Here is an 11,320-nt window from a genome sequence, read left to right on the forward strand (position 1 = left end):
TTCCGGCCGCCTGCAGGGCCCGCGTCGCGCTGACCGTGCTCAGCCGCTCGTCGGCCAGCCGCACCGGGGCCGGCCGCTTGCGCTTGGCCAGCACCCGGGCCAGGTCATCGGCGACCGCGATGGCGTCGTCGGCGGCCGACCCGGTGCGGTCGGCCAGGGTCCGGGGCAGCCCGACCACCACTTCCACCACGTCGAATTCCTCGGCCAGCTCGGCCAGCCGGCGCAGGTGCGACCCGGAGGCGTGCCGGCGGACGGTCTCCACCGGGGTCGCCAGCAGACCGTCGGGATCGCTGCACGACACCCCGATCCGCACACTGCCCACATCCACCCCAAGGCGTCGTCCGCGGCCGGGATCATCCGGCCCGCCGGGCCGGTCCGGGGTGCGATGGTGGGCTGAGGTCACGCCGGCGTGCTCCGGGCGACCGCCGTGCGAACCGCCGAGAGGGCGGCGTCGATGCCGGCCGAGTCCTTGCCGGAGCCCTGCGCCAGGTCGGCCTTGCCACCGCCCCGGCCGGCCACCGCCGCGGCCAGGTCTTTGACCAGATCGTCGGCACGTAGCCCGAGTTCCTGTGCGGCGGGGTTGGTGGCGACCACGTAGGGCACGCTGTCTTCTCCGTCGGCGATCAGCGCCACCACCGCCGGGCCCTCGCCGAGTTTGCCGCGGATGTCGCCGGCCAGTGAGCGCAGGTCGCCACCGCCGATACCACCGGACATCCGCTGCGCCACCACGCGCACGTTACCGATTTGTTCGGCGCCGGTGGCGGCATTCGACGCGGCCGCGCGGGCGCTGGCCAGCCGCGCCCGGTCGAGTTCCTTCTCGGCGGCCCGCAGCCGCTCCACCAGGTTTGCTACCCGGGCGGGCACCTCCTCGGACGGCACCTTCAGCGAGGACGCCAGGCCGGCCATCAGCGCGCGTTCCTTGGCCAGGTGGCGGAACGAGTCCAGCCCGACGTAGGCCTCCACCCGGCGCACCCCGGATCCGACCGATGATTCGCCGAGCAGGGTCACCGGACCGATCTGCGCGGAGTTGTGCACGTGGGTGCCGCCACACAACTCCAGCGAGAACGGCCCGCCGATCTCGACCACCCGCACCCGGTCGGGGTATTTCTCGCCGAACATCGCCATGGCGCCCATGGACTTGGCCTTCTCGAGTTCCTCGTTGAAGGTGTGCACCTCGAAGTCGGCCTGCACCGCCTCGTTGGTGACCTCTTCGACCTGGGTGCGCTGCTCGTCGCTCAGCGGCCCCTGCCAGTTGAAGTCGAACCGCAGATAACCCGGCCGGTTCAGCGACCCGGCCTGAACCGCGTTGGGCCCCAACACCTGCCGCAGCGCGGCATGCACCATGTGGGTGCCGGAGTGGCCCTGGGTGGCGCCCTTGCGCCAGCCCGGGTCCACCGCGGCGGTGACGGTATCGCCCTCGACGAACTCACCCGATTCCACCGTGACCCGATGCACCCACAGGGTTTGGGCGATCTTCTGCACATCGGTGACCGCGGCCTTGGCGGGGCCGGCGCTGATGGTGCCGGCGTCGGCGATCTGCCCGCCGGCTTCGGCGTAGAGCGGGGTCCGGTCGAGCACCAACTCGATCCGATCGGCGGCGGCGTCGCCGTGCGCAACCACCGGGACCCGTTTGCCGTCCGCGAAGATCCCGAGAATCCTTGCCTCCGAGGTCAGTTCGTCAAACCCGGTGAACTCGGTGGGGCCGGCGTCGATCAACTCCCGGTAGGCGCTCAGGTCGGCGTGGGCGTGTTTGCGGGCGGCGGCGTCGGCCTTGGCGCGTTGACGCTGCTCGGCCATCAGGGCGCGGAAGCCGGCCTCATCGACGGCCAGGCCGGCCTCCGACGCCATCTCCAGCGTGAGTTCGATGGGAAAGCCGTAGGTGTCGTGCAGCGCGAAGGCGTCCTTGCCGGACAGCACGGTAACGCCGGCGGACTTGGTAGCCGCCGCTGCCTCGTCGAAGAGCTTCGACCCCGATGTCAGGGTGCGGTTGAACGCGGTCTCCTCGGCCACCGCAATCCGGGCGATCCGGTCGAAGTCGCTGACCAACTCCGGGTACGACGGGCCCATCGCGTCGCGTACGGTGGCCATCAGCTCACCGACGATGGGGCCCTCGATACCGAGCAGCTTGGCCGAGCGGATCACCCGGCGCAGCAGCCGGCGCAGCACGTAGCCGCGGCCGTCGTTGCCCGGGCTCACCCCGTCGCCGATCAGGATCGCCGCGGTGCGAGAGTGGTCGGCGATGATCCGGTAGCGCACGTCGTCGGCGTCGTTGCCCGCACCGTAACCCCGGGGCGCGCGCGCTTCCACCACATCGATGACCGGGCGGACCAGGTCGGTCTCGTAGACGTTGTGCACACCTTGCAGCAGGAACGCGACCCGCTCGATGCCCATCCCGGTGTCGATGTTCTTGCGTGGCAGCGGGCCGAGGATCTCGAAGTCCTCCTTGGAGGTGCCTTCGCCGCGTTCATTCTGCATGAACACGAGGTTCCAGATCTCGATGTAGCGGTCCTCGTTGGCGACCGGGCCACCGTCGACACCGAAGTCGGGGCCGCGGTCGTAGTAGATCTCCGAGGATGGTCCGCACGGCCCGGGGATGCCCATCGACCAGTAGTTGTCGGCCATGCCGCGGCGCTGGATGCGCTCGGTCGGCAACCCGGCGATCTCCTGCCACAGTGCGACGGCCTCGTCGTCGTCGAGGTAGACGGTGGCCCAGATCCGTTCCGGGTCCAGCCCGTAGCCGCCCTCGTCGACGCTGCCCGTCAGCAGGGTCCAGGCCAGCTCGATCGCGCCGCGCTTGAAGTAGTCGCCGAACGAGAAATTGCCGGCCATCTGGAAGAAGGTGTTGTGCCGGGTGGTGATGCCCACCTCGTCGATGTCCGGGGTGCGGATGCACTTCTGGATGCTGGTGGCGGTGGCATACGGCGGGGTCCGCTGACCCAGGAAGAACGGCACGAACTGCACCATGCCGGCATTGATGAACAACAGATTCGGGTCGTCGAGGATCACCGAAGCACTGGGCACCTCGGTGTGGCCCGCCTTCACGAAGTGATCGAGGAAGCGTTTCCTGATCTCGTGTGTCTGCACTCTTAAGTCGCTTTCCCGCCGTTGTCGCACCTATAGACGGCCCTACAGTACCGGTCTGCCGACCACCTTCTTGCCGCCAAGAGGGGGCGGTCAGGCGCTGCCGAGGAAACTCAGTCGCACCGACCGCCGCGGGTTGTCCCGGTTGAGGTCGACCAGCACCACGGACTGCCAGGTGCCCAGCAGCGGCTCACCGCCGGCCACCGGCACCGTGATCGACGGCGCCACGATGGCCGGCAGGACGTGATCGGCGCCATGCCCCGGCGACCCGTGCGCGTGCCGGTAGCGGTCATCGCGGGGCAGCAGCCGCTCCAGGGTGTCGACCAGGTCGGTATCCGAGCCGGCGCCGGTCTCGATGATCGCCACCCCGGCCGTGGCGTGCGGCACGAACACGTTGCACAAGCCGTCACCGTGGGCGGCGCAGAAGTCACGCAGCTGTGCCGTGAGGTCCACGGTGCGACGCCGGGCCGTGTCGACGTCGAGCACTTCGGTGTTCATATCCCCAGGGTACGAGCAGGGAGCTCAGCGGCGGCGGATGATCGACCGCAGCTTCTGCAGGCGCCCGCCGATCTCCCGTTCGGCACCACGTCCGGTGGGCTGGTAGTAGTCCGCCCCGACCAGCTCATCGGGTGGATATTGCTGGGGCACAACACCGTCGGGGTGGTCGTGGGCGTAGCGGTAGCCGACCGCGTTGCTCAGTGCCTGCGCCCCGGAGTAGTGGCCGTCGCGCAGGTGCGCCGGCACCGCCCCGGCCTTGCCGGCCCTGATGTCGGCCATCGCCGCCCCCAGCGCCGTGGTCACGGCGTTGGACTTCGGCGCGGTCGCCAGGTGCACGGTGGCGTGCGCCAGGGTCAGCTGCGCCTCGGGCATGCCGATCAACGCGACAGTCTGCGCGGCGGCCACCGCGGTCTGCAGCGCGGTCGGGTCCCCCATCCCGATGTCTTCGCTGGCCAGGATCATCAGCCGGCGGGCGATGAACCGCGGGTCCTCCCCAGCGACCAGCATCCGGGCCAGGTAGTGCAGCGCGGCGTCGACATCGGAGCCGCGCACGCTCTTGATGAACGCGCTGATGACGTCGTAGTGCTGGTCGCCGTCGCGGTCATAACGCACCGCGGCCTGGTCCAGGGAACCCTCGACGATCTCGACGGTCACCTGCTCGCCGGCCGCCACCCCTTCAGAAGCCACTTCCAGCGCGGTCAGCGCGCGGCGGGCGTCACCGGCGGCCAGCCGGACCAGCAGGTCGACGGCATCCGGGGTCACCTCGATGCGCCCGCCAAGGCCGCGCTCGTCAGCGATGGCGCGGCGCACGACCGCGGCGATGTCCTCGGGCCCCAGCGGACGCAGCTGCAAGATCAGCGACCGGCTCAGCAGCGGGGCGACCACCGAGAACGACGGGTTCTCAGTGGTAGCCGCCACCAGCAGCACCACCCGGTTCTCCACCGCGGCCAGCAACGCATCCTGCTGGGTCTTGGAGAACCGGTGCACCTCATCGATGAACAGCACGGTCTGTTCGCCGTAGGCGGCGGCGCGCCGGGCGGTGTCGATCACCGCGCGCACCTCTTTGACCCCGGCGCTCAGTGCCGACAGCGCCTCGAAGCGCCGCCCGGTCGCGCCGGAGATCAGCGAGGCCAGCGTGGTCTTTCCGGTGCCGGGCGGGCCGTAGAGGATGACCGAGGCTGCCCCGGAGCCGTCGACCAGCCGGCGCAGCGGGGAACCCGGCCCCAGCAGGTGGTCTTGGCCGACCACTTCGTCGAGGGTCGCCGGGCGCATCCGGACTGCCAGCGGCGTGGAGGTACCCGAGCCGGGTTCGGGCGCCGGGTCGCTGGTCAGGTCGAACAGTCCGTCGGACACGCCTTCAGGCATACCATTTCCGCCGTCCGCTCGCGGCGTCAGCGGTGCACGATCACCCCGCGGATGTTCTTGCCGTCGCGTAGATCCTGGTAGCCCTCGTTGACCTGCTCCAGGGTGTAGCGGCGGGTGACCAGTTCGTCGAGCTTGAGCTGGCCGGCGTCGTAGAGGCGCAGCAGTCGCACGATGTCGTACTGCGGGTTCGCCCCGCCGAACAGCGTGCCTTTGATCGTCTTTCCGAACAGCGCCAACATGGTGCCCGACACCTGCACGTCGAGGTCCTCCAAGCGGGCCATCGCCGCGATGACGACGGTGCCGCCCTTGCCGACGGTGTTGATCGCGGCGGTGGTGACGGCCTCCCCGAGGTCGCCGACGGTGATCAGCGCCTGGTCGGCCATCTGCCCCCAGGTCAGCTCGGCGATCTTGGCCATCGCCTCCTCGGCGGTGGCGAAGGCGTGGCTGGCGCCGAGCTTGAGCGCGGTCTCCCGCTTGAACTCCACCGGGTCGACTGCCACCACGTACTTGGCGCCGGCGTGCGCGGCGCCCTGCACGGCGTTGATGCCGACCCCGCCGATGCCGTAGACCACCACGGTGTCCCCGGCACGCACCCCGCCGTCGTAGTTGGCGGTCGCCCAGCCGGTGGGCACCCCGCAGCCGGCCAGCACCGCGGTCTCCAGCGGCAGCCAGTCATCGACCTTGACCACCGAGTGCTGCGAGACCGTCGCCCGCTCCGCGAAGGTGCCCAGCATGCAGAACCCGCCGTAATCGGTTCCGCCTGAGTGGAATCGGAACGTGCCGTCGGGCATACAGCCCTCCAGGATGGTGGCACCCATGTCGCACAGGTTCTGCCGCCCGGTCGAGCAGTACCGACAGCTGCCGCAGCTGGGGATGAAGCAGCACACCACGTGATCGCCGGGTTTGACCTTGGTGACCCCGGGACCGACGTCCTCGATGATCCCGGAGCCCTCGTGCCCGCCGACGATCGGGAACCGGGACGGCCAGTCACCGTCGGCCAGGTGCAGGTCCGAGTGACACAGCCCGGCCGCGGTGAACTTGATCAGCACCTCGCCCGGGCCCGGCCCGTCCAGATCCAATTCCATGATCTCGAAGGGCTGATTTGGCGCATGCGCCACGGCGGCAATTGTTTTCATGCTCGCCATCCAACCGGCTCGGATGCCTGTGGTGGTCCGATTCAGCCGAATTACCGCGGCGGTCCCGGCTATACCTCTCTAACCGCCGGATTGCGTCACGAAGTCGATCAGTTCCTCGACCCGGCCGATCAGCTCCGGCTCCAGGTCGGTCCAGTTGCGCACCCGGCCACGGATACGCTGCCAGGCCGTCGCGATGTCGGCCTGGTTGGCGTGCGGCCAGCCCAGTGCGGCACAGATACCGTGTTTCCACTCCACGTTGCGCGGAATCGCCGGCCACTGTTTCAGCCCGACCCGCGCGGGTTTGACCGCCTGCCAGATGTCGACGTAGGGGTGCCCGACGATCAGGGTGTGCGCACCGCCCGGGCCGCGGCGCACCGTTTCGGCGATGCGCGACTCCTTGGAGCCGGCGACCAGGTGGTCGACCAGCACCCCGAGCCGACGGCCTGGCCCGGGCTGGAACTCGGCAACAATGCCGGCCAGATCATCGATGCCGCCGAGATATTCGACCACTACCCCTTCGATGCGCAGGTCATCACCCCACACCTGTTCGACGAGTTCGGCGTCGTGGCGGCCCTCGACGTAGATCCGGCTGGCCAGCGCCACCTTGGCGCGGGCGCCGGGCACCGCCACCGAACCCGAGGCGGTACGGGCAGGCGCCTTGGGCGCGCTGGGCCGTGGCTCGGTCAGGATGACCGGTTTGCCGTCGATCAGGTAGCCGGGGCCGACGGGGAATCCGCGGGTGCGGCCGTGCCGATCTTCGAGATCCATCCGGCCGTAGGCGACCCGCACCACCGCGCCGACGTAGCCGCTCTGGGCGTCTTCGACCACCATGCCGCGCTCCAGCGGCACCTCGACGGACCGGACCTTGCGGCCGGTGTGCGGGTTGTCGGCGAAGATGTCGGTTCCATAGCGGTCGGCCACCCGAGGCAGCCTAAGGCGCTTGGGCGGTGGTGGCCGTGAGGCGACCGCGCGCGTCGCCATCCCACCCGAATTTCACATCAGCCACAGCTGTCACTTCAGTAACAGCATTAATTAATGTCCTTCTAAATTTTTAAGAGATCTCTCGCAACATACGTAACAATTACAACTTAGTCAACTTCCGTCACTCTAATTGACTATTACCCCAGCTAACAACAACAAACTCATTTGCATCTTTAGGTGACCAAAATGTGCAATTTCATCAATTATCGCGTTATCCTCGTAAACCTCACTGATAGACAACTATCACGGAGGTTGTGATATGCACCGGACCACCGCACGGCGTGTCGGGAAGTTCGGCAGGCGGCACCTCGTCTGGTCGGCATCCGGGCTGGTCACCGGCGGGATCGTGGGCGCCCTACTGGCGTCGGCGGGCGTCGCCCACGCGGATGCCAACATGATGGGCTGGGACGCGGTCGCACAATGCGAGTCCGGCGGTAACTGGGCCGCCGATACCGGCAACGGTTTCTACGGCGGCCTGCAGTTCAAGCCGTCGACCTGGCGGGCGTTCGGCGGCGTCGGGTCGCCGTCGAAGGCGTCGCGCGAGGAACAGATCGCCGTCGCCAATCGAGTCCTGGATGAGCAGGGCCCGTACGCCTGGCCCAAATGCGGTCCGGGACGGGTATTCCCGTCATCGGTGAAGGGCTGGGTGCCGCCGGCGATGCGCAGCCTGCTCAAACCGTTCTGGTGAGACCGGCTACTTCGGCGCCAGCACCGCCTGCGTCTGGGTGACCCTGGCGACCGGCTTGCCGTTGTCGCCGGTCAGGTCGGTCTGCACCACGATCGTGGTCCGTCCCACGTGCAGCGGCAGGCTGGTCGCGGTGACGGTGCCCTCGCGCACCGCGCGGAAGAAATTGGTTTTCGATTCGATCGTCGAGGTGCTGGCGCCGTGGGGCAGGTTGGCGACCGCGCACACCGCCCCGACGGTGTCGGCGAACGCCATCAGCGCTCCCCCGTGCAGGATGCCGCCGGTGGTGCAGCGCTACGGCGCCCAGGGCATGGTGGCGCTCACCTGCTCGGGTGCCAGTGCGGTGATGTCGATTTCCAGCGCCGCCGCGAACGGCATGTTGGCGACGACCAGGCGCGCGAATTCAGCGGAGTCCACCCGCTCAGCCTGACGGACACGGCGGCGCCGTGTCGGCGTTTCAGCGCGGCTCGGGTTTGGCGTCGATCCCGGCTTCCTTGCGCTGGGCTGCGGTGATCGGGGCCGGCGCGTCGGTCAACGGGTCGATGCCACCGCCGGACTTCGGGAACGCGATGACCTCGCGGATCGAGTCCACTCCGGCCAGCAGCGCCACCACCCGGTCCCAGCCGAATGCCAGGCCACCGTGCGGGGGCGCCCCGAAACTGAAGGCGTCCAACAAGAATCCGAACTTTTCCTGGGCCGCCGCCTCATCGATGCCCATCACTTTGAAGACCTGCTGCTGGACGTCGCGGCGGTGGATACGGATCGAGCCGCCGCCGATCTCGTTGCCGTTGCACACCACGTCGTAGGCGTCGGCGAGCACCGCGCCGGGGTCGGACTCCACGCCGCCGGCGTGCTCGGGCTTGGGCGAGGTGAAGGCGTGGTGCACCGCGGTCCAGGCTCCCGAGCCCACCGCGACGTCACCGGCCGCGGTGGCGTCGTCGGCGGGCTCGAACAGCGGCGGGTCGACGATCCAGGTGAACGCCCAGGCGTCGGGGTCGATCAGGTCCAGGCGCCGGGCGATCTCGCCGCGGGCCGCCCCCAGCAGCGCCCGGGATCCCTTGGCCGGCCCGGCCGCAAAGAAGATGCAGTCCCCCGGCGCGGCGCCGACGTGCCCGGCCAGCCCGGCGCGCTCGGCGTCAGTGAGGTTCTTGGCCACCGGGCCGGACAGCTCGCCGTCGTCGCCGACCAACACATAGGCCAGGCCCTTGGCGCCGCGCTGTTTGGCCCACTCCTGCCAGCCGTCCAGGGTGCGGCGCGGCTGCGACGCCCCGCCCGGCATGACGACCGCACCCACGTAGGGGGCCTGAAAGACCCGAAAGGTGGTGTCTTTGAAGAACTCGGTGCACTCCACCAATTCCAGGGCGAAGCGCAGGTCGGGCTTGTCGGAGCCGAACCGGCGCATCGCATCGGCGTAACTCATCCGCGGCAGCGGCAGCGGCAGGTCATAGCCGATCAGGGCCCACAGCGCCTTGAGCACCTGTTCGGCGATGCCGATCACGTCTTCGGCGTCGACGAAGCTCATCTCCAGGTCCAGCTGGGTGAATTCCGGCTGACGGTCGGCGCGGAAGTCCTCGTCGCGGTAGCAGCGGGCGATCTGGTAGTAGCGCTCCATGCCGGCCACCATGAGCAACTGCTTGAACAGCTGCGGGCTCTGCGGCAGCGCGTAGAACGAGCCGGGCTGCAGCCGCGCCGGCACCAGGAAGTCGCGGGCACCCTCCGGGGTGGAGCGGGTCAGGGTGGGGGTTTCGATTTCGACGAAGTCATGCTCGGCGAGCACCGCGCGAGCGGCCGCGTTGACCTTCGAGCGCAGCCGCAGCGCTGCCCCGGGACCGTCTTCGCGGCGCAGGTCGAGGTAGCGGTGCCGCAGCCGGGCCTCTTCGCCGGGTGACTCGTCGAGCTGGAACGGCAGCGGCGCGGCCTCGTTGAGGACGGTCAGTGCCGCCGCGTTGACCTCGATGGCTCCGGTCGGCAGATCCGGGTTCTCATTGCCGGCCGGACGCACCTCGACGACGCCGGTGACGGCAACGCAGAACTCGGCGCGCAGACGGTGAGCTTGCTCCAGCACCGCCGCATCGCGGAACACCACCTGCGACACCCCGGAGGCGTCGCGCAGGTCGATGAAGATGACTCCGCCGTGGTCACGTCGGCGCGCCACCCAGCCGGCCAGCGTCACGCTCAGTCCGGCGTCGGTGGCCCGCAGTGAGCCGGCGTCGTGGCTGCGCAACACCAAAGAGCCCCTTTGTTCGAAGACGGTCGAGTAACGGTTCGACGGTCGCCAAGTCTAAGGCCAACGCGCAGCACTGCCCCGGGCCGGTAGGTGCTCTAAGCTGGCTCACTGTGACCAACGGCACCGATGACCTCGACTTCGACTACGACGACGAGGAGGACGAGGAAGAGGACTCCTCGCCAAAGCAGACCAACAGCCTCAAATGGGGGCTGGCCGCCGTGGTCGTGCTCGCTGTGGTCGCCCTAGTGCTGGTCGGGGTGGTGCTGCTCGGCGGTGACCCCGGCAAGGGATCGCTGGATGGCGCGAACTCCAGCCGCAACGCGGCGGCCTCGGGCATCGCCAGCGCCGACGACACCGGGCCGGTGGCGATCATCATCAACGACCCCAGTTGCGTGGCCTGGGGGTCGATCAGCGCCAACCTATCCAGCACGCTGTCCCTGCTGGGGCACGGCAAGTGGAACGAGCGCGATCAGTCGATCCCGGCCACGGCCTGGAACGACGAACAGAAAAAGGAGTACCTGGCCGCCGGACAGGTGGTGCGCAACGCCGCCGCGCAGACCGTCGGGCTGGTGAAGTTGACCCCGCACCGGGTGATGCGTGAGCTCTACGAGCAGTTCATCGCCTACGCCCGCGCGTTCGTCGAGCACATTCCCACCTACACCGAGCGCGACGCTGCGCTGGCCGGCACGGCGCACAGTGCGGCATCGGCATTGGCCGCGATCTGCGCGGCCAGCAACAACGGATCGGCGGCGACTCGCGCGCCGCTGGTCGAGGCGCAGTCCGCGCCCACCAAGACCGCCTCGCCGGGCAATCCCACCAACCCGCAGCGCTACCTGACCGGGCCGAACCCGGTGTGCGCGGACTGGAAGGCGGCGCTGGACAAGTTCGGCACCGACACCGCCGAGTGGACCGAGATCGACCCGAGCATCCCGGCGACCTATTGGAACCCGCAGCAGAAGGCGATCAACCTGGCGGTCGGCCCGGTGATGATCAGTCTGGCCAACAAGATGCAGCAGCTGGGCCGGCGCAGTAACAACCCCACCCTGCAGGACTTCGCGGAGCTGTCCGCGCAGTATCGGCGGGCGTTCGTGCTGTCGCTGCCGACCTACGATCCGTCGGACAACTATCTGGCCAATGCCGCGACGTTCCTGTCCACCACGGTGCTGGGCGGATGCGCGTCGATCCCGGCGGGCGGCGGGTAAACGCCTGAGCCCCAACGCAAGAACCGGCGCAGCCTGCAGGCTGCGCCGGTTCTTGGTTGGTACTGGCTTCGGTCAGGCCCAGCTGGAGCCGACGGAAGCGTCGGTGTTGGCCATGTTGTTGCCGGCGGTCTGCACCTTCTGACCG

At 69.0% G+C, this 11,320-nt stretch carries 9 protein-coding genes and 1 pseudogene; 2 read left to right on the plus strand and 8 right to left on the minus strand.

Annotated elements, in window-relative coordinates; translation table 11 throughout:
- The 6 genes from ruvX to A5648_RS20485 all read right to left on the minus strand — a co-directional run.
- The coding region (gene ruvX / locus A5648_RS20460) for a Holliday junction resolvase RuvX (protein WP_065026318.1) at positions 1-403 on the minus strand (403 nt) is incomplete at its 3' end.
- Positions 400-3,084, minus strand: a complete 2,685-nt coding sequence (gene alaS / locus A5648_RS20465; RefSeq protein WP_065026313.1) for an alanine--tRNA ligase — start codon at positions 3,082-3,084, stop codon at positions 400-402. The genes alaS and ruvX, both read right to left, overlap by 4 nt.
- Positions 3,085-3,174: 90 nt before the next feature.
- Positions 3,175-3,579 (minus strand): secondary thiamine-phosphate synthase enzyme YjbQ, encoded by a 405-nt coding sequence (locus A5648_RS20470; protein ID WP_065026314.1) that lies wholly within the window; start codon positions 3,577-3,579, stop codon positions 3,175-3,177.
- Positions 3,580-3,603: 24 nt separating this feature from the next.
- Entirely contained in the window at positions 3,604-4,944 is a 1,341-nt protein-coding gene (locus tag A5648_RS20475; RefSeq protein WP_207511793.1) for a replication-associated recombination protein A, read from the minus strand.
- Between the two features lie 26 nt (positions 4,945-4,970).
- Positions 4,971-6,080 (minus strand): NDMA-dependent alcohol dehydrogenase, encoded by a 1,110-nt coding sequence (locus tag A5648_RS20480; protein ID WP_065026320.1) that lies wholly within the window; start codon positions 6,078-6,080, stop codon positions 4,971-4,973.
- Between the two features lie 78 nt (positions 6,081-6,158).
- Positions 6,159-7,001 carry a DUF3097 domain-containing protein gene (locus tag A5648_RS20485; protein ID WP_065026315.1) on the minus strand — a complete coding sequence of 281 codons (843 nt, stop codon included), beginning with the start codon at positions 6,999-7,001 and terminating at the stop codon, positions 6,159-6,161.
- A 319-nt stretch (positions 7,002-7,320) separates the two neighbouring features.
- Here A5648_RS20485 and A5648_RS20490 point away from each other — a divergent pair, with 319 nt between their 5' ends.
- The gene (locus tag A5648_RS20490) at positions 7,321-7,749 is read left to right on the plus strand and encodes a transglycosylase family protein (protein WP_109470871.1); all 429 of its coding nucleotides are present in this window, start codon (positions 7,321-7,323) and stop codon (positions 7,747-7,749) included.
- A gap of 6 nt (positions 7,750-7,755) precedes the next feature.
- On the opposite strand, the pseudogene A5648_RS20495 reads toward A5648_RS20490, so the two are convergent.
- Positions 7,756-8,163, minus strand: a pseudogene (locus A5648_RS20495) (PaaI family thioesterase).
- 40 nt (positions 8,164-8,203) lie between these two features.
- Positions 8,204-9,973, minus strand: a complete 1,770-nt coding sequence (gene aspS / locus A5648_RS20500; RefSeq protein WP_065026316.1) for an aspartate--tRNA ligase — start codon at positions 9,971-9,973, stop codon at positions 8,204-8,206.
- A gap of 110 nt (positions 9,974-10,083) precedes the next feature.
- Between aspS and A5648_RS20505 the strand changes: the two genes are divergently transcribed.
- Positions 10,084-11,175: a hypothetical protein gene (locus A5648_RS20505; RefSeq protein WP_065026317.1), complete on the plus strand. Its 1,092-nt coding sequence runs from the start codon at positions 10,084-10,086 to the stop codon at positions 11,173-11,175.
- The last annotated feature ends 145 nt before the right edge of the window (positions 11,176-11,320 follow it).

Source organism: Mycolicibacter sinensis (genome assembly GCF_001673565.1).
Taxonomy (GTDB): domain Bacteria; phylum Actinomycetota; class Actinomycetes; order Mycobacteriales; family Mycobacteriaceae; genus Mycobacterium; species Mycobacterium sinense_C.

Bases quoted from the DNA above. Each gene is read 5' to 3' on its own strand.
- A5648_RS20470 (WP_065026314.1), bottom strand. From the start codon at position 3,579: ATGAACACCGAAGTGCTCGACGTCGACACGGCCCGGCGTCGCACCGTG.
- A5648_RS20475 (WP_207511793.1), bottom strand. From the start codon at position 4,944: ATGCCTGAAGGCGTGTCCGACGGACTGTTCGACCTGACCAGCGACCCG.
- A5648_RS20480 (WP_065026320.1), bottom strand. From the start codon at position 6,080: ATGAAAACAATTGCCGCCGTGGCGCATGCGCCAAATCAGCCCTTCGAG.
- A5648_RS20490 (WP_109470871.1), top strand. From the start codon at position 7,321: ATGCACCGGACCACCGCACGGCGTGTCGGGAAGTTCGGCAGGCGGCAC.